The 19,910-nt window shown below is 51.9% G+C and carries 22 protein-coding genes and 1 tRNA gene; 4 read left to right on the top strand and 19 right to left on the bottom strand.

Annotation, left to right across the window (positions count from 1 at the left end; all coding sequences use genetic code 11):
- Window positions 1–19: 19 nt before the first annotated feature.
- The 3 genes from PSCS_RS00600 to PSCS_RS15950 all read right to left on the bottom strand — a co-directional run bounded on the left by PSCS_RS00600 (window position 20) and on the right by PSCS_RS15950 (window position 1,096).
- The gene (locus tag PSCS_RS00600; RefSeq protein WP_068809850.1) at window positions 20–445 is read right to left on the bottom strand and encodes a MarR family winged helix-turn-helix transcriptional regulator; all 426 of its coding nucleotides are present in this window, start codon (window positions 443–445) and stop codon (window positions 20–22) included.
- A 130-nt stretch (window positions 446–575) separates the two neighbouring features.
- Window positions 576–962 (bottom strand): cupin domain-containing protein, encoded by a 387-nt coding sequence (locus PSCS_RS00595; RefSeq protein WP_068809849.1) that lies wholly within the window; start codon window positions 960–962, stop codon window positions 576–578.
- Window positions 959–1,096 (bottom strand): hypothetical protein, encoded by a 138-nt coding sequence (locus PSCS_RS15950; RefSeq protein WP_188619122.1) that lies wholly within the window; start codon window positions 1,094–1,096, stop codon window positions 959–961. The genes PSCS_RS00595 and PSCS_RS15950 overlap by 4 nt, the downstream gene beginning before the upstream one ends.
- A 229-nt stretch (window positions 1,097–1,325) precedes the next feature.
- On the opposite strand from PSCS_RS15950, the gene katG reads away from it, so the two are divergent.
- On the top strand, window positions 1,326–3,530 hold the full coding sequence (gene katG / locus PSCS_RS00590) for a catalase/peroxidase HPI (RefSeq protein ID WP_397387139.1): 2,205 nt from the start codon (window positions 1,326–1,328) through the stop codon (window positions 3,528–3,530).
- A gap of 156 nt (window positions 3,531–3,686) precedes the next feature.
- Here the strand turns inward: katG and PSCS_RS00585 are convergent, their stop codons facing one another.
- From PSCS_RS00585 to PSCS_RS00530, 14 genes are all read right to left on the bottom strand, one after another.
- On the bottom strand, window positions 3,687–4,253 hold the full coding sequence (locus PSCS_RS00585) for a tetratricopeptide repeat protein (RefSeq protein WP_157885575.1): 567 nt from the start codon (window positions 4,251–4,253) through the stop codon (window positions 3,687–3,689).
- A gap of 188 nt (window positions 4,254–4,441) precedes the next feature.
- The gene (locus PSCS_RS16200) at window positions 4,442–4,570 is read right to left on the bottom strand and encodes a hypothetical protein (protein ID WP_267890024.1); all 129 of its coding nucleotides are present in this window, start codon (window positions 4,568–4,570) and stop codon (window positions 4,442–4,444) included.
- Between the two features lie 55 nt (window positions 4,571–4,625).
- Window positions 4,626–4,781 carry an SRPBCC family protein gene (locus PSCS_RS15770; protein ID WP_157885574.1) on the bottom strand — a complete coding sequence of 52 codons (156 nt, stop codon included), beginning with the start codon at window positions 4,779–4,781 and terminating at the stop codon, window positions 4,626–4,628.
- A gap of 31 nt (window positions 4,782–4,812) precedes the next feature.
- Complete coding sequence (locus PSCS_RS00580) at window positions 4,813–5,109, bottom strand: GNAT family N-acetyltransferase (RefSeq protein WP_068809846.1); 297 nt, start codon at window positions 5,107–5,109, stop codon at window positions 4,813–4,815.
- Complete coding sequence (locus PSCS_RS00575; protein ID WP_068809845.1) at window positions 5,106–5,951, bottom strand: diguanylate cyclase domain-containing protein; 846 nt, start codon at window positions 5,949–5,951, stop codon at window positions 5,106–5,108. The genes PSCS_RS00580 and PSCS_RS00575 overlap by 4 nt, the downstream gene beginning before the upstream one ends.
- 93 nt (window positions 5,952–6,044) lie before the next feature.
- Entirely contained in the window at window positions 6,045–6,416 is a 372-nt protein-coding gene (locus tag PSCS_RS00570) for a YciI family protein (RefSeq protein ID WP_068809844.1), read from the bottom strand.
- Between the two features lie 12 nt (window positions 6,417–6,428).
- A complete protein-coding gene (locus PSCS_RS00565) occupies window positions 6,429–7,229 on the bottom strand; it encodes a VOC family protein (protein WP_068809843.1) in 801 nt (266 codons plus the stop codon).
- A complete protein-coding gene (locus PSCS_RS00560; RefSeq protein ID WP_068810002.1) occupies window positions 7,219–7,602 on the bottom strand; it encodes a DUF1428 domain-containing protein in 384 nt (127 codons plus the stop codon). The genes PSCS_RS00565 and PSCS_RS00560 overlap by 11 nt, the downstream gene beginning before the upstream one ends.
- Before the next feature lie 106 nt (window positions 7,603–7,708).
- Window positions 7,709–8,932 carry an RNA polymerase sigma factor gene (locus tag PSCS_RS00555; RefSeq protein ID WP_106387061.1) on the bottom strand — a complete coding sequence of 408 codons (1,224 nt, stop codon included), beginning with the start codon at window positions 8,930–8,932 and terminating at the stop codon, window positions 7,709–7,711.
- A 69-nt stretch (window positions 8,933–9,001) separates the two neighbouring features.
- Window positions 9,002–9,078, bottom strand: a tRNA-Pro gene (locus PSCS_RS00550).
- 106 nt (window positions 9,079–9,184) lie between these two features.
- Window positions 9,185–10,966, bottom strand: a complete 1,782-nt coding sequence (locus PSCS_RS00545) for a sugar phosphorylase (RefSeq protein ID WP_068809841.1) — start codon at window positions 10,964–10,966, stop codon at window positions 9,185–9,187.
- Window positions 10,963–12,186 (bottom strand): glycosyltransferase family protein, encoded by a 1,224-nt coding sequence (locus tag PSCS_RS00540; RefSeq protein ID WP_068809840.1) that lies wholly within the window; start codon window positions 12,184–12,186, stop codon window positions 10,963–10,965. The genes PSCS_RS00545 and PSCS_RS00540 overlap by 4 nt, the downstream gene beginning before the upstream one ends.
- Before the next feature lies 1 nt (window position 12,187).
- Entirely contained in the window at window positions 12,188–13,087 is a 900-nt protein-coding gene (locus PSCS_RS00535; RefSeq protein WP_082866701.1) for an HAD-IIB family hydrolase, read from the bottom strand.
- Window positions 13,084–14,046: a hypothetical protein gene (locus tag PSCS_RS00530; protein ID WP_068893806.1), complete on the bottom strand. Its 963-nt coding sequence runs from the start codon at window positions 14,044–14,046 to the stop codon at window positions 13,084–13,086. Before PSCS_RS00530 ends, PSCS_RS00535 begins: the two co-directional genes overlap by 4 nt.
- A gap of 339 nt (window positions 14,047–14,385) precedes the next feature.
- Here PSCS_RS00530 and PSCS_RS00525 point away from each other — a divergent pair, with 339 nt between their 5' ends.
- Both PSCS_RS00525 and PSCS_RS00520 read left to right on the top strand, forming a co-directional pair.
- A complete protein-coding gene (locus PSCS_RS00525) occupies window positions 14,386–15,561 on the top strand; it encodes a DnaT-like ssDNA-binding domain-containing protein (protein WP_068810000.1) in 1,176 nt (391 codons plus the stop codon).
- Complete coding sequence (locus tag PSCS_RS00520) at window positions 15,515–16,156, top strand: replication protein P (RefSeq protein WP_157885573.1); 642 nt, start codon at window positions 15,515–15,517, stop codon at window positions 16,154–16,156. Before PSCS_RS00525 ends, PSCS_RS00520 begins: the two co-directional genes overlap by 47 nt.
- Window positions 16,157–16,249: 93 nt before the next feature.
- Here PSCS_RS00520 and PSCS_RS00515 read toward each other — a convergent pair whose 3' ends face one another.
- Both PSCS_RS00515 and ettA read right to left on the bottom strand, forming a co-directional pair.
- Complete coding sequence (locus PSCS_RS00515; protein ID WP_068809838.1) at window positions 16,250–16,642, bottom strand: PilZ domain-containing protein; 393 nt, start codon at window positions 16,640–16,642, stop codon at window positions 16,250–16,252.
- 153 nt (window positions 16,643–16,795) lie between these two features.
- A complete protein-coding gene (gene ettA, locus PSCS_RS00510) occupies window positions 16,796–18,472 on the bottom strand; it encodes an energy-dependent translational throttle protein EttA (protein ID WP_068809837.1) in 1,677 nt (558 codons plus the stop codon).
- A 163-nt stretch (window positions 18,473–18,635) separates the two neighbouring features.
- Between ettA and glyA the strand changes: the two genes are divergently transcribed.
- Entirely contained in the window at window positions 18,636–19,895 is a 1,260-nt protein-coding gene (gene glyA / locus PSCS_RS00505) for a serine hydroxymethyltransferase (RefSeq protein ID WP_068809836.1), read from the top strand.
- Window positions 19,896–19,910 lie beyond the last annotated feature (15 nt).

Here is a 19,910-nt window from a genome sequence, read left to right as displayed (position 1 = left end):
TGTACAGTTATTTTGCGTCCTAGCGCAGCATTTGCTTAAACCACGCATGTAAAGCACTCGCTGTTTCTTCAGGTAGTTCACCGATCATATCATTAGCCGTATCCTGAAAACTGACGGAAGCTTCCTGGTATACCTGCTTGCCGGGTCCGGTTAAACGAACCTGGCTCTGACGTGCATCTCTGGGGTTACGAGTACGCTCAACCAGGTTGTTTTTCTCCATTGGTGCCAATAACCGCGTGACACCAGAGGCACTCATTTCCAGATTTTCGGCTAGTAATATACGAGAAATCTCAGGTTGTCCGGCGCTGGCTATGTAGTGCAGTGCAAGGTATTCGGTCAGGCTGACACCGTGCAAGCTGAGGTGGTTGGATATTTTTCGGCTCATCCTTGCTGCCAGTTTGGCTTGTAGCAAAATAATACCGGTGGCTGATCTAGAGGGTTTCATTTTTGTCTCGATTTTTGGTTGCAATAAGATTGATATATATTTGATTAAAACTTGAATACGCAATCATATAGCTAAAATGATTGAGAGCGCAAGTATTTTTCAAAAACACTGTCGAAGACAGGGGGCGTGTTTAGGCTGATCGGTGCTGAGTGTCTTCGCCCGGTGTGATAAACAGCACAGTACTGCTCTTGCTCAGGCGTGCCGTATGCCAATGTCCTTTAGGTACGACGACATAGTCGCCAGGTTTTGACAGGCAGGTTTCCCGTGTTTCTACGCCAGATTCAATAACAAATGTCACCAGACCTGACATCAGAATCACTAACTCATCGCCAGCGGGGTGGATTTCCCAGCTATCCCAGTCTTTATCGAATGTATAGCAAGATACAAGCTCACAACCTTTGAAGCTGTTATAGTCTTCATTAAGTCGTTGATACAGGGAGCTGTCAGCTATTTCGGTACTGACCTGCTTGTTGGGATTAATGACGGCAAATGTCTGGAGAATATTTTGCAAGCTCATTTTTCCTCCGAATCATAGGATTCATCCAGGTGGCCGCGCTTCTTGAGTTCTGCTTCCAGTGCAGCAATACGGGTAAAGGCAATAATACCGAATGTCATGCCAACTACGGCCATCGGTAATGCTACGTATTCCATACCAAACCTCCGTTTTTAATGGGTTTGCAAACAATAACAGCCAATTAAGGTGAAATCGCCGATAAAAAATAGATGATCGATTAAACCTATCAAAAAGCAAGAAAAGATCAATTGGATTAATAGGCAAGGTGTTCGATACATTGACTGTTCACATGAATCATTCATGGACTCATCATAGCAGGGGGACAATCCTATGATAGGAAAAACCACATTACGACGATCCATTTCCATGCTAACACTCGGTGCTATATTCACGGCACCGTTGTTGCCATTAAATCTGGCTACTGCGCAAGATGGCGCGCCTGATAACGCTTACTGGTGGCCTAATCGGCTTGATCTCACACCGCTTCGCAATAATGCCGATGATGCTGACCCACGTGGTGCCGAATTCGATTACGAAGAGCGATTTCAGGACCTGGACACGGATGCACTGGTCAGTGATCTGAGAGATCTAATGACTGACTCTCAGGACTGGTGGCCAGCAGATTTTGGTCACTATGGTCCTTTCTTTATTCGCATGTCCTGGCACGCTGCCGGCACCTATCGTGTTGTTGACGGCCGAGGTGGCTCTGATGGTGGTATGCAACGCTTTGCTCCATTGAACAGCTGGCCAGATAACGCCAGCCTGGACAAGGCGCGCCGCCTGCTTTGGCCGATCAAGGAAAAATACGGTGAAGCGGTATCCTGGGCTGACCTGATTGTGTTGGCCGGTACAGTCGCTATGGATGACATGGGTTTTGAAACCTTTGGTTTCGCCTTTGGCCGTGACGATGCCTGGGAGCCGGAAGAAGTGAACTGGGGGCCAGAAGGCGAGTGGCTGGGCCGTGATCGTCATCAGTCTGACGGCGATTTACAGGGCTCATTGGGTGCAACCCAAATGGGGCTGATCTATGTGAACCCGGAAGGTCCTGGTGGTAATCCCGATCCACTGGCTGCAGCAGAGCAGATTCGTTTGACCTTTGGCCGCATGGCTATGAATGACGAAGAAACGGTTGCCTTGATTGCCGGTGGTCATACCTTTGGTAAAACGCATGGTGCGCACGATCCGGCAAACTGTGTGGGGCCTGACCCGGAATCCGCGCCGATTGAGCAGCAAGGTCTTGGTTGGAAGAACAACTGCGGAACAGGCAATGGTGCTGATACAGTCACCAGTGGCCTGGAAGGTGCCTGGACAGTTAACCCGGCGCAGTGGACACACAACTTCCTGCAGAACCTATACGGTTTTGAGTGGGAACAGACTCGCAGTCCTGCAGGTGCGATCCAGTGGCAGCCAGCGGCTGGTCAGGCTTCGGATCTGGTGCCTGACGCACATGACTCGTCACAACGTCATGCGCCAATGATGCTGACCACAGACCTGGCGCTGAAGGAGGATCCGGCGTATCGAGAGATCACCATGCGCTGGCTGGAAGAGCCAGAGCTGTTCGAAGATGCATTTGCCCGCGCCTGGTTTAAACTGACTCACCGGGATATGGGGCCAAACACCCGTTACTTGGGTGACATGGTACCTGGTGAAGATTTGATCTGGCAGGATCCGGTTCCTGAAGCAGATTACGATTTGATTAACGATCGTGAGGTGGCTCGACTGAAGGAAGAGATTCTGGATTCTGGTCTGAGTGTATCGGAGCTGGTTCGCACTGCCTGGGCTTCTGCGGCCTCATACCGCGATACTGATATGCGCGGTGGTGCCAATGGCGCACGTATCCGTTTGGCACCACAAAATAGCTGGGCGGTAAATCAGCCAGACGAACTCGACCGTGTGCTCGGTACCTTGGAAGATGTGCGTGACGAGTTCAACGATGATCTGCGAGGTAATAAGCAGGTATCACTGGCAGATGTCATCGTACTTGGTGGCGCAGCCGCGATTGAAAAAGCGGCTGATGATGCCGGTTACGACATCGAAGTCCCTTTCACACCGGGGCGTACTGACGCGACACAGGAAATGACGGATGTTGAGTCATTCAGTTATCTTGAGCCAAAAGCCGATGGTTTCCGAAACTATATTGCCGAGGGTTACGACCGGGCACCAGTTGATGCGTTAGTTGAGCGTGCGGCCTTGCTGGATCTGACCGTGCCTGAGATGACAGTGCTGGTTGGTGGTATGCGTGTGCTGGATGCCAATGCTGATGGATCGGACAACGGCGTCTTCACAGATCGGCCGCAGACCCTGAGTAATGACTTCTTTGCTAACCTGATCGACATGTCCACCGAGTGGAAACAGTCAGAAAACATGGCTGGCATCTACGAAGGTTACGATCGGGACAGCGGTGAAATGAAATGGGCTGCTACACCGGTTGATCTGATCTTTGGATCGAACTCTGAGCTGCGCGCGGTGTCAGAGTATTATGCAACCAATGAAGGTGCTGATGCATTTGTCGGTGACTTCGTGGATGCCTGGACGAAAGTAATGACGCTGGATCGCTTTGATCTGCGTTAATTAATAGTCCTGCAAGAAAGGATAGCGGTGGTACGGTGACGTACCACCGCTTTTTTTGGACAATCTTCTTTGTCGTATTTATCTGTAGTGCCTATCCGCGTTAATTTTCCGCAGCAACTATCCGCGGCAACTATCCGCGGGCACTACCCAGGGTAACTATAGTTCAGATAACAGCTCTTCTACCCGGGCTTGTTGGTCAGCGTACTCAGGCTGGTCACCATGCATAATCAGCCATTCCTCAAGGTAGGCTCTGGCGGCTTCCGGTTCATTTTCCCGTGAATGTAACTGCCCCAGGGCAATCAGTGTTCGGGCATTTAAATCGCTTCGGAGGTCCGGGACAGTTAACATCAATGTGAACACAGAAATAGCTTCCTGCCACATTTTCAGTTGTATCAGCGCATTGGTATAGAAGTTGAGCAGTGTCACCTGTTCGAGAGAGTTCAGTTGTTCAAAGTTGTTATAAAGTCTATTCATTGCTTCCAGGGAAGCCAGCCATTCCCCATTCAGTTGCAGCTCCTGGACTTGCTGGGTCACTGAAAAAGTGGCCTGACTCATTCGAGGGGTTTCTTCAGGCTCTGTATTCTCTGACAAACTTTCTGTCTCTTGCTGAGGGTTGTCACTGGTATTGCCCAGATGAAGGCCTGTTGCGCTTTGCGTGGCAGGTGGTTCAGCTTCTGGGGCAGCAGAGGTGGTAGCGCTCGCTGATTCTGTGTTTCTCAGCACTTGACTGCTTTCTATGGAGGCTCCATCAGTAGTAACCGAAGGCTGGTCGGCGGTTGCAAAGGAACTGTGTTGGGCAGGTGTTTGCTCTATATCAGATCGAGGTTCTTCACTTTGTATGAGCCACCATGATGATAAGCCAGCTATTACCAGAAGTGCCGGTAACATGATCTGCCTGGAAGAGAAAGAAGTCACTGGCTGGCTAGCACCATGCAGCCAATGCCAAGTAACAGGGCTGAACCTGACAATAACAGTATGGTAGCCGGGTGAGTTGCATGTCCCTGACGGCGGTGTTCGATCATTTTGACAATATGTAGCATGGTAAACATCCTCACTACGTTAAGTGGCTAATGACTGGAACGTACAGTAAATATATTATCCTCTGTTATCACCAGACTCAACACATTGCCGAAAGTTCGCCAGAATGCTTTGCCAGCCTGATATTTGCTGCTCAATTGAGTGAGAGTCTTCGCTATCAAGCGTGATTGTCACTGTCGCATGTCTGGGGTGACTGTCATCTTTTGCTTCCATTCGGGAGCAAAATTTTCCGCCCTCTCGCAGGTCAACTGTCGCCGCGGTTGTATGCCAGTCGTTGCCATTTCGGGTAACGTTTTAAATAAGACTGCACATAGGTGCATACCGGGTTGATCATCAAGCCCTGCTCATCGATATCTTTTAAAGCAAACTCAAGGAGCATGGCTGCTGCACCTTTGCCCCGGAGCGAGGGGGGAACGATGGTGTGGTTGAGATGTAAAACATTACCCTCACGCTGATAGTCCAGGCGAGCCCATTGGTCAGGCTCAAGCTCCAGCTGATAACTCTGTTCTTCGGCAAGGTGGCGATAGTTCGGTGAGCTCATTGTCGTTTCGTCCTGTACATACTGGTATCGGCCTGGTGGAGTAATTCGTCGAAGGCATCGCCCTGCTCGGGGAAGAGGGCAAAGCCGATACTGGCGGTTACCGATAACAGGTGTTCATTAATCTCAATTGGCATCTCGATCAATTTGCGAATTTTGAGAATGGCCTCAGAGACAGAATCGTGATCGGCAATACCCGTCAGTAGAACGGCGAATTCATCACCGCCAATTCGGGCTATCGTGTCCGCATTGCGAATATTACTGCTCAGTCTGACTGACATTTCCTGGAGGAACTGGTCACCTGCACTGTGGCCGTGCTTGTCATTCACCAGCTTGAACCCGTTCAGGTCAAGGTACAGCAGTGCCAGTTTACTGTGATAACGCTTGGCATGCTCAATGGCCCGGGTGACTCGATCATGAAACAGTAAGCGGTTTGGCAGATTGGTGAGCGGGTCGTGGTTGGCGAAATGATAAAGGCGCTCCTCGGCCCGTTTTCGTTCGGTGATATCGCGGGCCACACCAATACGGACCTGATGGTTATGAATCCACCTGGCAGACCACAATAAGTTAACCACATGGCCGTCTTTATGTTGGTAGCGGTTCTCGAAATTGGCATGAATGCGGCCATCGATAACTGATTCGGCTGTTTTCAGAGTCGCTTCACGGTCATCAGGTACGACAAAGTCGAGAATATAGTTGCCTGTCATCTCCTGTGGCTGGTAACCGAGGATTCGCTCGACAGCAGAGCTGACATACAAAATAACACCATGCTTATCTACCAGGAATACAGGGTCTAGCATCAGGTCAATTACATCATTAAGGATTTCTTTGAGCGTGTCATTCATACCAGTGATACTTGAAACCCTTTATAACCATTTTCTGCTGGTTGACTATGCTGGCTTAACCATTCAACGGGATCAATTTACACTATATTCATGTCAAGAACGAGTGTTACCTTCCGGCTTTAACTCCCTGACCGGACGTACTTCAATGGAGCCATAGCGTGCCGGGGGAATTTTCTCTGCCAGACGGATGGCCTCGTTCATGTCTTTCGCTTCCAGCATGTAAAAACCGGCCAGTTGCTCTTTTGTTTCTGCAAAAGGCCCATCGGTCAGCAATGGCTTTCCATTTCTCATCCGTAATGTTGTTGCAGTAGTCACAGATTCCAGAGGGGCGCCATCAAGGAAGTTCCCTTTGGTTGTCAGGTTCTCTACACAGCCAATACACTCCTGATTAAGCTCGTCCCACTCCTGTTGTGACATTTTTTCCATAATGGATTCGTCGTAATAGACCAGACACAGGTATTTCATTATTAACCCTCCTTAACTGTCACCACGGGTACCGATTAGCTGGAAGTTGGCCCCTTGCGGGTCCTGGGCGCTAATAACGAATTCTCCGCCAGGGATCTCCATTGGATCCTGGGTTATGGTGCCATCATTGTCAGTAATATACTTTACGGCCTTATCGATATTGGCCACCCTGAAATAAAAATTCCAGAAAGGCGGCAGGCCAGGGGCAGGAATGTTCATCATGGCGCCGATCATGTTTCGATGGCGTATAAAATCATAGCTCCCCATGTCACCCATATCCATGCTGCCGTCCTGTGTCCAGCCAAACTGGGACTGGTAAAATGCCTGGGCTGCGTTTTTATCGCTGGTGACCAGTTCGTTCCAGGCACAGTGACCTGGGCGGGGTCGATCATGGGCAAAGGCCAGACTGTTCTTCGCGCCACTGCTGCAGATCAGGTAAAAAGGGGCATTCTGGGGGTCGCTGACGACACAGACGTCGCCCACATCATTGATAGATTTGACAGGCATCAGTATCTTGCCGCCAGCATCCGTGAGTTTCTTGCAGGCCTGGGTCATGTCATCGACCTCGATATAACCCAGCCAGGCTGGGGAGCAGCCACCTTCCTGCATTTCAGGTGTCAGCTCCAGAATACCGCCGACTTCATGAGTTTGCCGGATGTGATTGTCCTGGGCCAGACAGGTTTCATAGCGAGGGGCTTCCGCACTGCTGAGTGAAAACTGCCATTCCAGTAAAGGTCCGTAAAACCGCTTTGCTGCATCAATGTCTGACGTTTGTAGCTCATACCAGACAAAATCACCGTGTTTATTTTGCATGGTCAGACTCCAGGTTTACCACGGTTTCAAAGCCGCCATAAATCAGGCGGGCGCCGTCAAATGGCATGGGGTTCTTCTCTGGATCCATACGGGGGTCTGTTTGCATGACTTTTTCAAGGTCAGCCATGGCCGAGTTACGAGTGTCTTTATCAGGCCATTCGACAAACGCAAAGCAGACAGCTTCGTCTTCTTTTGCTTTGACGGCTCCGTAGAAATCTGTGGTTTTGCCTTTTGGGACATCATCCTGCCAGCATTCCAGAACACGTATGGCGCCATGCTCCAAAAAAATGGCATCAGCCGTAGTGGCATGTTTAATAAATGCGTCGCGGTTGGCTTTGGGGATTGCTAATACAAACCCGTCGATATATGACATGACTGACTCCTTGGTGTTGTTTTTACCGGTGCTGGCAGGTTCATTATTATCTGCCGTCATCCCTTAGTCGTTTCAGGTGGGCGGCATTCGACAATGTATTCGCAAATTATTGTAGCGTCCTCAGTTGCTTCTGCAGATAAGCACCTTCGGGCGTTTCACCAGCCAGTTCTATCGCCTGCTGATATGCGAATTCTGCCTCCCTGGATTGCCCGGCACGTTTGAGCAGGTCAGCTCGGGCTGCATGAAAGGGTAGATATTTATTGAACTGATGCTGGTCTGCCAGATTCGCTAACAGACCCAGTCCGGTAACCGGGCCATCACGCATAGCGATCGCGACAGCCCTGTTCAGTGCGACAATAACTGTCGGCTGCAGGTGCCAAAGAACGGTATATAAACCAGTAATTTCCTTCCAGTCAGTATCCTCAGGGCGCTTGGCCTGAGCATGCAAGGCAGCGATGGCTGCCTGAATAGCGTAGGATGAGGCTGGGGCATCGCGAAGCGCTTCCTCTACCAAGTCGCATCCTTCGCGTATTTTTGCCTGATCCCACAAGTGACGGTTTTGCTTTTCTAAAGGTACCAGCTCGCCATCTGGTCCGATCCGGGTATCGCGTCGTGAATCGTGCAGAAGCATGAGTGCCAGCAGGCCCTTGATTTCGTAATCAGCCGCTAATTGCCCTAACCGCCGGCAGAGTCGGATGGCTTCTTCACAAAGTGCCGGGGATACTACGAGTTGGCCGGCGCTGGGGGAGTATCCTTCGTTGAAAATAAGGAATATGACTGATAAAACGTCATTGAGCCTTTCAGCTCGCTGCACTTTATCAGGTACCTCGTAGGGGATATTAGCCGCCTGAATTTTATTTTTTGCGCGTACAATTCTCTGGGCAAGTGTGGGCACAGGAATCAGGAACGCTGCCGCAATTTGTTCTGTTGTCATTCCGCACACTTCCCTTAATGTCAGGGCCAGCCTGGCCTCTTCCGATAGTGCGGGGTGGCAACAGGTAAAAATGAGGCGAACCTGGTCATCCTCAATGTCTTCCGGGTCGGTGGCGAATTCATCTTCGGTTACCAGTGCGTCTAGCACTGACTCTGAGAGTGCTTGCTGTCGCTGTTGGCGACGCAACTGATCAATGGCTTTAAAGCGGGCGGTCGAAATCAGCCATGCTCTGGGGTTATCAGGGATGCCTTGCTCAGGCCATTGCGTGGCAGCAACTATAAACGCGTCTTGCAGAGTGTCTTCGGCAAGATCGAAGTTGCCTCCCAGCAGGCGAAGCAGCGTTGCCAGGGCTGGGCGAGACTCTTCACGAAAGACAGATTCGATTTTCCGGTTAATGGACACCTGGCTGACTAAAGACATGAGGAAGAGGCTCCCATGTAACACAGTATGGACCCGAGACATAATTGGTCGGAGTGAGAGGATTTGAACCTCCGACCCCCGCCTCCCGAAGGCGGTGCTCTACCAGGCTGAGCTACACTCCGACGTGTGCAACATTAATGCGACTCATCAGACCGGATAATATCTCAGAAAAAATGTCATTTCCAAGTCAGAAAGAATCTGGATCCTCTTTTGTCTGGGGGCAGGGTGTCAGGGGCGAAGGTTGCTCAACCATATACTCTGGTAGGGGGCAAGGACAAGATCGGCTGTCTTCATGTCCAGTGCCTGGCCTGTGATCAGGTCCACCCAGTCATCAGTATCGATCAGGTTGATTTCACTCAGAGGTACATGTTGAACCTGGTCAGAGATATTGTTCAGCGCAAAAATGCTTTGTTGGCGGTCAAGGCTTTGCCGCCAGAATGCAAAAATGGCATCGCCAAGGTGCAGGGTAAACTGAGTGGCATTAGGGTGAAAAGCAGGTTGCTTACGCCGGGTGGCAATGAGTCTCTTAAGGTCATGCAATATCCGTGCATGTCGGCTGCTGGGGTTGTCCAGGCCGTCCTGTAATGCCTGGGCATTCCAGCGATGACGGTTAATATGACGTTTATGGCCACTGGCTTTGAGACGGTCGTAGTCGTTGCCGGTGGCAAGCAGGCTGTGAATATAGAAAGCAGGGATCCCTTCCAGGGCAAGCAGGATTGTGTGCGCGCACAGGTAACGCTGGTGCTGCCACTGGTCTGCGCCTTCCTGCTCATGATCGGCGTGCCGAGACATGGCGTCCCAGAGGCTGATGTTGATTTCATAAGGGCGTTGCGTCAGGTGATCGCTGGCTCGCCAGGAAATTTCCCCGCCGGCTTTATCCATGACTGTCAGCATTCGTTCCAGTTCGTCATCACTGAGCAGCCCTTCGGCGGGACGCAAACCAATCCCATCGTGGGAGGCTATGAAATTGAAATAGAACGTTCCCATTTGTGCGGGAGGCATGCTCATCAGCCAGTTTTTTAAATGACGGCTATGGCCGGTGATCAACGCATGAATCAGCAGTGGAGGTAAAGAAAAGTTATAGATGCTGTGCGCTTCGTTGGCATTGCCGAAATAGCTTAAATTCTCGCGCTTGGGAATATTGGTCTCAGTGATTAACAAGGCGTCACTGGCCGCCTGTTCCACCAGCGTTCTTAACAAGCGGACAATTTCGTGTGTTTGGGGAAGGTTGAGGCAATTGCTGCCTGTTTCTTTCCAGACGAAAGCGACAGCATCCAGGCGGAAAATCCGCACACCGTGGTCAAGATACTGCCGGACGATGCGGACCATCGCGACTAACACCTCAGGGTTGGCGAAGTTCAGGTCAATCTGGTCGTGGCCAAAGGTGCACCAGACGAATTGCTTGCCGTTGACGGTGTCTGTCTCGCGTAACAAGTCACTGGTCCGGGGGCGAATGACTGCACTGAGATCATCCTCTGGCGAAGCTGTGACAAAATAGTCCTTGCCTGGTGATTTGCCGTCAATAAAGTTCTGGAACCAACTGTGTGAAGAAGAGCAGTGGTTGATCACAAGGTCAGCCATTAGCTGGTAATTTTTGGCAATAGATTCGACATGACCCCAGTTGCCAAAGCGTGGATCGACCTGAGAGTAATCGGTGACGGCGAAACCGTCGTCACTACTCCAGGGGTAAAAAGGCAGGATGTGGACAGCGCTGATACTTTCCTGCAAATGCGTATTCATAAATGAATGTAATGACTGCAGGGACACGTTGTTATTCTCACTGCCCGGACCGGATGGGTGTGTATCTGCAGGCAGGATACTGTCAGCGTAGGTGATCAGGTAGATGTCACTTTCGTTCCACTGCCCGGGCTGGCGACCAGTGTTAATATCCTGGTCGTTCAGCTGCATTTCTTCCAGCAGCTGCTCAGCCAGTACCTGACGCTGGGTAGGTGCCAAATACGTGTAAATCTGCTCCAGGTGCGTGAGTACGCGCTCTTGCAATCGGTTCATTTAAGAAACTCTTCCGTGTCGTCTTCTACTGCTTTTTTGATTTGCTCAAGAATGTCAGGTACAGCACTGCATACCCGGTCCCAACTGGGAATGAACGGGGTTTCCATCGGGTTGTCGAGGAAATGTTCACCCGCCAGTTTGATATTTTGCGCAAACAGTTCGACGGCTTGTTCCTCCTGGTGTATATCCAGAGTTAAGCCGTTAATCAGCGCGTCATTACGATAGGTTTCAACGAAATCCAGAGCAATCCGGAAATAGGTGGCCTTGAGGGTACGGAATGTTTCACTGGAAAGGACGACGCCATTGGTGGCCAGCTTGCGAAACACCGCTTTGGCAATATCAATGGACATTTTGCTCAACCCGGCACTGGCATCTTCCGGGGACAGTTTTTGGTGTTTATGATCGTAAACATCAGCGATGTCTACCTGGCACAAACGGTTGGTGGCAAAGTTCCGGTACATTTCCGACAGAATACCGATTTCAAGTCCCCAGTCACTGGGGATTCTCAGGTCGTGGACGACGTCGGTGCGAAACGAAAATTCGCCGGCCAGTGGGTAGCGGAAGCTGTCCAGGTAGTCCAGGTAATCATTTTCGCCCAGCATCTTTTTTAATGCTCTGAGCAGTGGTGTCACCATCAGGCGGCAGACACGGCCATTGATTTTCCCATCAGCAACGCGTGCGTAATACCCTTTACAGAACTGGTAGTTAAAGGCCGGGTTAGCGACAGGATAAATCAGTCGTGCCAGTAACTCTCTGCTATAGGTCAGGATGTCGCAATCATGCAGTGCGATAGCCTGGCTTTTGCGCGAAGCCAGAGTGTAGCCCAGACAATACCAGACATTCCGTCCTTTGCCTGGTTCGGTAGGTGCCAGGCCGAGTTCTTTAAGCTTTTCATCTATGGCGCGCAGTCGGGGGCCGTCATTCCAAAGGATGCGGTGGTGTTGCGGCAGGTCTCCGAAAAATTCCCGGGCATGCAAATATTGGTCACGGTCAGCACGGTCAAGACCGATGACAATCTGATTCAGATAGGGCACTTGCTTCAGTTCATTGATGATATTCGGCAGTGCCGGACCCTGAAGCTCCGAGTACAGTGACGGGAGTATCAGTGTCATCGGTCTCAGGCGGGAAAAAACCTGCAACTCGTATTCCATCTCAGCCAGTGGGCGCTGGTTGAGGTTGTGGAGCGTGGTAATGATACCGTTTTGATGAAAATCTCCCATGTCATTTCTCCGTGCTCGGTGCATTGGGGTGATTCGCGGATTGCTCGGCAATCAACGCAAAGATGGATTCATGCCAGCCAGCTGGCCCGGTCAGTTGACTGACTCTGCTTGTTGTCAGGTGTTTTGCTGTTGGCACATCATGTGCCGGTGAGCGAATCCACACGGGAATGTCGGCTGCTCCCAGCATGTCGATGTCATTGTAGCTGTCTCCAAGTGCAACGGTTGTGACTTTCTTGCCCCGATGCTCCCGCTCATGCATCTGTTTGAAGTATTCGAGCGCGATGCCTTTGTCGGTCTGACCCAGTACGTGGTAGAACCGCCCCCCTTTTAAGAGGGTAAGCCCTCGGGCAGATAATGCCAGGCGGAATCGGTCCAGTGCGGGTTGGCTATCCTGCCAGATAAGGGGTTCGCTGAACTGGCGTTTTCTGGCCCTTGTTGCCTGGCTCATACTCAGTCCTGTCAGTTCACAAATGTCTTCTAAAGAGCTTTGGCTCAGCGGCTTGAACTGGAAGTGCGGCGTCAGTTCTGACAGGGCGGCGGTGATTTCCGTGTGGCTGGCGCCAAGTTGAATACACCAGTAGCGCCCGGTGTTTTCAACGATGGCGCGGCGAGGGTGGCTGGCGCTATCCCGCTGAACTATCTCAAGGGCTGCCGGGCGGGAATGCCGGTACTTGGGCAGGTAAATCGCTGATCCGTTTTCCACAATAAATGGGGCGGCAATAGCCAGCCTGGTTGCCAGACTTTCACATTCATCCACGGTTTTGCTGGTGTTGAAAACAATGCTCACCTGTCGAGCCTGCAGAGCCCTGACGGCAATCAGTGCTGCATCAGCCTGATAGCTGTAATGGTCAATCAGAGTGCCATCCAAATCGGTAAATACCAGCCAACTGCTGTCCATCATGATGTTAAGCCTTCTTTTTTACCCCGTTCTAACATGTCTTTTACCAGTTCACGGTTAACGTGGCAGCCAGTCAACCGGTGTTTTTCATCCAGTGGAATAATAACGTTGGCCAGAGACGGCAGGCACTGCAAGGCATGTTCCGTCAACCGTTGGTAATGCGCAATAAAGCGCTGGATTTCTGCCTCGTTCATGATGGCGTTGTTGTTTTTATGCTGGTTTCGTTCGGCCAGCTTGTTTTCCTGTTCCAGCCGCCATTGATGGACACACTCAAATCCGGGAGCCTGGAGGAAAACCAGTAGGTCCAGTTCCTTAAACAGTGTCTGATAGGAGCCTGACAACTGTTGCTGTACATATTGGCGCCACAGCTTCTGAGGATCTTCGTGTTGCTCCAGTGAGTTAACAGGCGTGTTCAGTTTGCTCTCATACTGGGGCGGAATCCCGACACACCAGCCTTCAAACAGGATAATATCCGGCTGGCTGGTACTGCTGGACCATGCACTAGTAGGGAGCGGATTGTCGGTTGCTTTATTAAAACGCGGAATGAGGCAGGTTTTTCCCTGTTTTAATTGCTGGATGGTATTGATGGCCAGTTCGCAATTGTGAGTGCCGGGGACACCTCGGGTCTGCAGCAGGGGGTGAACCTGTCTGGCGAGTTTTTCTCTGTCCTGGCGGCTGAGGTAGAAGTCATCAATAGAGAGTGTCTGACAGCGCAGTCCATAGGTCTTGGTTAGCAACATATCAAGCGCGAGAGACAGTGTTGTTTTGCCGCTGCCTTGAGCACCATTGATGCCAATGCATAACGGATGGCGACGTTGCTCGTGCAACTCCGCTAGCATGGTAGAGAGTTTGACGATCCAAACCAGTGCATCCTCAAACCAGTGAACGGGTAACTGTTCATCGTGCTGGAGCTGCTTCAATAAGGCTGATGGCTCTTTAACTGAAGCTGAAGGCTCTTTCATTGAGGCTGAAGGCTCCTTCAATAAGGCTGAAGGCTCTGCTCTAAGCGTCTCATTCTTTGGCAAAGTCGGCTGTCCTTGTGTTTTTAAATTCTGTTTTTGCACTAATGCAGTGCATTGCATCATGGGTGGCGCCAAAACAGGGCGTCCTGTATTTGACAGTCGTTTCTTATGGCCGTTTGCTTGCTGGGTGCATCTCTCCCTGCTGTGTTAAGCTTATCCGCTTTCAGGCCCTGATTTGCTCTTACAAATACAGGCGCCATGATTCTTCGTTTACACCATCGTGTCATGCCCAGTGCCTTTGTGTGGTCTGTGCAATGTTATGCAAGGTTTGATCCAATTATGCAATCTTCGCTGATCCCTGAGCGTCCACTTATTGTTTCTCCTACTCTGGCTGCGACTATCGGTCTGGAAGAGGCGGTAATGTTGCATGTCTTAAGTGAGTGTATGACTCACCGAAAATTGAGCCGCCGGGGGCGTCTTGACTGGGTGGAGATTGACCAGCAGACCTTGATAGACATGTTCCCGTTCTGGGCCTGGATTGATATCAAACGGGTGCAGAGCAAGCTTTCTGATCTTGGCCTGATTCAGGTGGATGCCGGAACCGGGAACGGTGACAGCTGGTGGTTTGCGATCAATCAGGAGCAGCCGGATGATGTATCACCTCAAGCGGCTTCAGAAGTGGCTGTGTCTGGTGCTGATCAGTCCTCGGCACCGGTTGCAGCTGCCGTGCCTTCTGCTGCAGCCAGGAATCAGCCGCAGCGTAAGGCAGGCTATATTGCACCCGATTGGCAGCCTGGCGATGACTGGTTGGCCATGTGCCGGCAGCACGGTATCCCTGAGACGTTTGCCAGAGATCAGGTACAGTCCTTTGTGCTGTACTGGCGTGAGCGTGGCGAGTCCCGTTTTTCCTGGGGGAATGTGTTTTATCGTCATGTGCTTAAGCAATGGCGACATCAGCAGGCACGTCGCGGTGGTGAGCGACCGTCGATCATGCACCCGGACTGGCAGCCTGATCCGGATGCGGTGCAGATACTGATGCGCGACGGTGTCAGTCAGGCGTTTATTGAGGACGCGGTTGCCGAGTTCGTGCTTTACTGGCGTGAACGTGGTGCCGCAGAAGGGCCCTGGAGTACGCGTTTCATCGAACATATCCGCCGGCAGTGGGCCCGGTACCGGGCAACCATGGGCGAGGGCGGATTGCCACGACAGATTCCTGCAGACTGGCAACCCAGTGCGGATGTCTATGATATTCTGGAGATGGCGGAAATCGATGAGGCATTTGCCCGCCGGAAGGTGCCGGAGTTTGTCCTGTACTGGCGTGATTCCGGGCAGGCGCATGCATCCTGGAATACGCGGTTTCTGCAATATGTAAAATACGCCTGGGCACGCCGACCCGAGGCGCTGAAATCGGGACTAAACACAGCCAATGCAGTCGATCAACACGGTAATCAATCGAATGGACAAGGGCTTGAAGCCACATTCCGCCGGCTCACAGACCGGAGCTGGGCAGAGTAAACAGCGACGCTCTCGTGATGACAATCATGAGGGGCCGGATCTGATTGATGCAGTGAACCAGATGTTTGCTGAATTTGAGCTGGCCTACCATAACCAGTTCCAGAAAGCCTATGGAGATCCGGATCGTCTGGTGCTGGCCAAAAAATACTGGCTTCAGTGTCTGAGTGATTTCCATCCGCAGCAAATTCTAGTTGCTGCCCGACACCTGGTAAAAACCCAGACCTATCTGCCCACGGTGTCTTCCGTGGTCAATGCCTGCGAGCAGGGTATGGAGCTGTTCGGCTTGCCGACAGAATATGAGGCCTATGTCGAAGCCTGCCGTGCTTCGGCGCCCAAGGCCAGCTACGACTGGTCGCATCCGGCTGTCTATCATGCCGGGCAGCAAACCGACTGGTTTGTGCTTGCGACGGAGCCTGAGGAAAAGGTATTACCAAGGTTCGCTTATTGCTACCGTCAATTATGCAAGCGGGTCCTGCATGGTGAAGATTTATCGATGCCGGTGGCGCATGGCCTGCCTGAACGAAGTGTGCGAGTGCCTGAACCGGAAGAGCAGGAAGAGCATATGCAGGCGTTACGGAAGAAGCTTTCGATCTGATGCGCTTCGCGGCTGAGATTCTCTGTTCAGTTGAGTGGCCCAGTCAGGTGAAGGTGCTCAGATGCAGGTGTGTTTGTTTAGAGGTGGAGGTCATCAGGTCAGTGCGTGCAGCTCGCGCTCCAGCAGGCTGGTGTCACCAATGTTAAGTTCTACCAGGCGGCGCAGGTGAGTCATGCTGTCCACGTCAATATGTCGGCATGTCAGCCCCAGACAATCCTCGCGCTGATTAACGACCTCGGTTTCCATGCATATCTGCACATCACCGCCCAGGTGAATATTGATTTCGACAGGGGAGTCCGGGTCGATATGTTGATCAGGTAATATACGAATCAAAATACCCTGCAGGGAAATGTCTACCAACTCTACTGGCCAGAATCTGGGCTCGCCCGCTACCTCCTGAGTGGCAACGGTTTCAGCATCGAAGAAAATACGGGTAAAAGCGCGTTGTGCCTGGTTGGCAGCGGTGCCTGAATCTTGTGCAGTCATGAGTTTTGCTCGTTACGGCTGTGATGCTGCGCTGGTATCGCCCCCCAGAAATATCCAGTGCAGTCCGACAATATTGTCATCCGAGAATATCGGCGGCAGTCTGACAGACTTGAACTGAGTACTGCCACCGAATGTGTCGTTTTGTGACTTATATCACGATGGGTTGCCAAGGCGTCGGTATTTCATCCGCGTGGGCTGAGCATCTCCGCCCTGGCGTTTTTTGCGATCCGCTTCGTAATCCGTGTAGTTACCTTCATGGAAAACCACCTCACTGTCGCCCTCAAAGGCCAGGATGTGAGTACAGATTCGGTCCAGGAACCAGCGGTCGTGCGATACGACGATAACGCTGCCGGGGAAGTTCAGCAGGCCTTCTTCCAGTGCGCGCAGTGTTTCGATATCAAGATCGTTGGTCGGTTCGTCAAGCAGCAGAACATTGGCGCCACGCTTTAGCAGTTTTGCCAGGTGAACCCGGTTGCGCTCACCACCGGATAATTCTTTGATGTATTTTTGCTGATCGGCACCTTTGAAATTGAACCGGCCCACGTATGAGCGCGACTGTACTTCATAGCGACCAATTTGCAGGATATCCTGCTCATCAGAAATTTCCTGCCAGACTGTTTTGCTGCCATCGAGCGTGTCCCGGCTTTGGTCAACATAAGCCATGTCGACCGTGTCACCGAGTTCGATAGAGCCGCTGTCAGGCTGCTCTGTACCGGTCAGCATACGCAGGAAAGTCGTTTTACCGGCACCGTTACCGCCGATAATGCCGACAATCGCGCCTTTGGGCACAGCGAAGCTGAGGTCGCTGATCAGCGCTCGCTCACCAAAGCCTTTGCTGAGGTTGTTCACTTCAATCACCTTGTCACCCAGGCGCTGGCCTGGCGGGATGTAGAGTTCGGTGGTTTCGTTGCGTTTCTGGAAGTCCTGGGAGTTCATCTCCTCAAAGCGGGCCAGACGTGCTTTGCTCTTGGCCTGGCGGCCTTTGGGGTTGTTGCGCACCCACTCCAGTTCCGACTTGATGGTTTTTTCGCGAGCCGCTTCCTGCTTGGCTTCGATATCAAGACGTTTTTCCTTGGCTTCCAGCCAGTTGGTGTAGTTGCCTTCAAAGGGAATGCCATAGCCGCGATCGAGTTCGAGGATCCAGCCGGCGGCGTTGTCGAGGAAGTAGCGATCGTGCGTAATCGCAACCACGGTGCCAGAGAACTCCACCAGGAAGCGTTCCAGCCAGGCGACACTCTCGGCGTCCAGGTGGTTGGTTGGTTCGTCCAGCAACAGCATGTCGGGGCTGGACAGCAACAGGCGACAAAGCGCTACCCGGCGCTTCTCACCACCGGACAGTTTGGTCACGTCGGCGTCCCAGGCGGGTAAACGCAAAGCGTCGGCGGCGCGCTCCAGCGTGCGCTCGATTTCCCAGCCGTTACAGGCGTCGATGGCATTTTGCAGCTCGCCCTGGCGCTCCAGCAACTGATTCATTTCGTCATCGCTCATCGGCTCGGCAAAGCGGTCACTGATGGCGTTGAACTCTTCCAGCAGTTTGATGGTTTCGCCCATGCCTTCTTCAACATTGCCGCGCACATCTTTTTCCGGGTTCAGTTGGGGTTCCTGTGGCAGGTAGCCAACATTGATGCCGCTTTGCGCCCTCGCTTCACCGTGATACTCCTGATCCACACCGGCCATGATGCGCAGCAGCGTGGATTTACCCGCACCGTTCAGACCCAGTACACCGATTTTGGCGCCAGGAAAGAAGGATAGAGAGATGTCCTTGAGGATTTCTTTCTTGGGTGGAACGACTTTTCCGACCCGATTCATGGTATAGACGAACTGTGCCATGTTGTTGAATTCTCCGGCTAACTAGCAATAAAAAGCGGCAGGAATGGCCTGTCCGCGAAATTTAAGGCGATTCTAACACGAGAGGTGCGGAATTTCCGGATGCCGAGTGGCCTGACATCATGTAAAATACCGCTCCATCGAAAATCCAGCCATGGGGACTTGCATGTTTAGCACTGACATGAATATCAAAGACTTTGATCCGGATCTGTACGCAGCCATTGAAGGTGAGCGTCAGCGCCAGGAAGAGCATATCGAACTGATTGCTTCGGAAAACTATACCAGCCCGCGCGTTATGGAAGCGCAGGGCACAGTGCTGACCAACAAATATGCCGAAGGTTACCCGGCCAAGCGCTATTACGGTGGCTGTGAATACGTGGACGTGGTGGAAACGCTGGCCATTGATCGTGCCAAGGCACTGTTCGGTGCCGACTATGCCAACGTTCAGCCTCACTCCGGTTCGCAGGCAAATGCAGCTGTTTATATGGCCTTGCTGAAGCCCGGTGACACGGTGCTGGGCATGAGCCTGGCGCACGGCGGCCACCTGACTCACGGTGCCAGCGTCAGTTTCTCCGGTCGCATCTACAATGCTGTTCAGTACGGCATCAACGAAGAAACGGGTGAGATTGATTATGACCAGGTTGAAGCGCTGGCCGTAGAGCATAAGCCGAAAATGATCGTGGCTGGCTTCTCCGCGTATTCACGCATCATTGACTGGAACAAGTTCCGCGAAATTGCCGATAAAGTGGGTGCCTACCTGCTGGTTGATATGGCTCACATCGCAGGCCTGGTTGCTGCCGGCGTTTACCCCAGCCCGGTACAAATTGCTGATGTGACTACCACGACGACCCATAAAACGCTGGGTGGACCCCGTGGTGGTATTATTCTCGCCAAATCCAATCCGGAAATTGAGAAAAAACTAAATTTTGCGGTATTCCCGGAAAGCCAGGGCGGCCCGCTGATGCATGTGATCGCCGCCAAAGCAGTATGTTTCAAAGAAGCCATGGCGGATGACTTTAAAGTCTACCAGCAGCAGGTTGTGAAAAACGCACAAACCATGGCTGAAGGGTTTATCAAGCGTGGTTTTGATGTGGTGTCGGGCGGTACTGACGATCACCTCTTCCTGCTGAGCCTGGTCAAACAGGACATCACGGGTAAAGACGCTGATGCAGCGCTGGGTAAAGCGTTTATTACTGTTAACAAAAACGCTGTCCCCAACGATCCTCGTCCACCGTTCGTGACCAGTGGCCTGCGTATCGGCTCACCTGCGGTTACGCGCCGTGGCATGAAAGAGGCTGAAGTGGCGCAGTTGACCGACTGGATGTGTGATATTCTCGCCGATATCGATAATGAGACCGTGATTGATAGCGTCAGAGAGAAAGTCAAAGCGCTATGTGCTCGCTTCCCGGTATACCGTCAGGCCTGATAACCTGACTCTGCC

The sequence above is a fragment of the Pseudohongiella nitratireducens genome, from assembly GCF_001642735.1.
Lineage (GTDB): Bacteria > Pseudomonadota > Gammaproteobacteria > Pseudomonadales > Pseudohongiellaceae > Pseudohongiella > Pseudohongiella nitratireducens.
The sequence above is the reverse complement of the archived record's forward strand: the minus strand, read 5'-3'. Positions and strand labels throughout refer to the sequence as shown.

What these genes read in the sequence shown, in the direction of transcription:
- PSCS_RS00595 (WP_068809849.1), bottom strand. Translation starts at nt 962, where the DNA reads ATGAGCTTGCAAAATATTCTCCAGACATTTGCCGTCATTAATCCCAAC.
- PSCS_RS15950 (WP_188619122.1), bottom strand. Translation starts at nt 1,096, where the DNA reads ATGGAATACGTAGCATTACCGATGGCCGTAGTTGGCATGACATTCGGT.
- PSCS_RS00560 (WP_068810002.1), bottom strand. Translation starts at nt 7,602, where the DNA reads ATGTCATATATCGACGGGTTTGTATTAGCAATCCCCAAAGCCAACCGC.
- PSCS_RS16200 (WP_267890024.1), bottom strand. Translation starts at nt 4,570, where the DNA reads ATGCTACATATTGTCAAAATGATCGAACACCGCCGTCAGGGACATGCA.
- PSCS_RS00540 (WP_068809840.1), bottom strand. Translation starts at nt 12,186, where the DNA reads ATGGGAGATTTTCATCAAAACGGTATCATTACCACGCTCCACAACCTC.
- PSCS_RS00530 (WP_068893806.1), bottom strand. Translation starts at nt 14,046, where the DNA reads ATGAAAGAGCCTTCAGCTTCAGTTAAAGAGCCATCAGCCTTATTGAAG.
- PSCS_RS00515 (WP_068809838.1), bottom strand. Translation starts at nt 16,642, where the DNA reads ATGACTGCACAAGATTCAGGCACCGCTGCCAACCAGGCACAACGCGCT.
- PSCS_RS15770 (WP_157885574.1), bottom strand. Translation starts at nt 4,781, where the DNA reads ATGGAAGCAAAAGATGACAGTCACCCCAGACATGCGACAGTGACAATC.
- PSCS_RS00545 (WP_068809841.1), bottom strand. Translation starts at nt 10,966, where the DNA reads ATGAACCGATTGCAAGAGCGCGTACTCACGCACCTGGAGCAGATTTAC.
- PSCS_RS00535 (WP_082866701.1), bottom strand. Translation starts at nt 13,087, where the DNA reads ATGATGGACAGCAGTTGGCTGGTATTTACCGATTTGGATGGCACTCTG.
- PSCS_RS00600 (WP_068809850.1), bottom strand. Translation starts at nt 445, where the DNA reads ATGAAACCCTCTAGATCAGCCACCGGTATTATTTTGCTACAAGCCAAA.
- PSCS_RS00565 (WP_068809843.1), bottom strand. Translation starts at nt 7,229, where the DNA reads ATGCAAAATAAACACGGTGATTTTGTCTGGTATGAGCTACAAACGTCA.
- PSCS_RS00570 (WP_068809844.1), bottom strand. Translation starts at nt 6,416, where the DNA reads ATGAAATACCTGTGTCTGGTCTATTACGACGAATCCATTATGGAAAAA.
- PSCS_RS00580 (WP_068809846.1), bottom strand. Translation starts at nt 5,109, where the DNA reads ATGAGCTCACCGAACTATCGCCACCTTGCCGAAGAACAGAGTTATCAG.
- PSCS_RS00525 (WP_068810000.1), top strand. Translation starts at nt 14,386, where the DNA reads ATGCAATCTTCGCTGATCCCTGAGCGTCCACTTATTGTTTCTCCTACT.
- ettA (WP_068809837.1), bottom strand. Translation starts at nt 18,472, where the DNA reads ATGGCACAGTTCGTCTATACCATGAATCGGGTCGGAAAAGTCGTTCCA.
- katG (WP_397387139.1), top strand. Translation starts at nt 1,326, where the DNA reads ATGCTAACACTCGGTGCTATATTCACGGCACCGTTGTTGCCATTAAAT.
- PSCS_RS00575 (WP_068809845.1), bottom strand. Translation starts at nt 5,951, where the DNA reads ATGAATGACACGCTCAAAGAAATCCTTAATGATGTAATTGACCTGATG.
- glyA (WP_068809836.1), top strand. Translation starts at nt 18,636, where the DNA reads ATGTTTAGCACTGACATGAATATCAAAGACTTTGATCCGGATCTGTAC.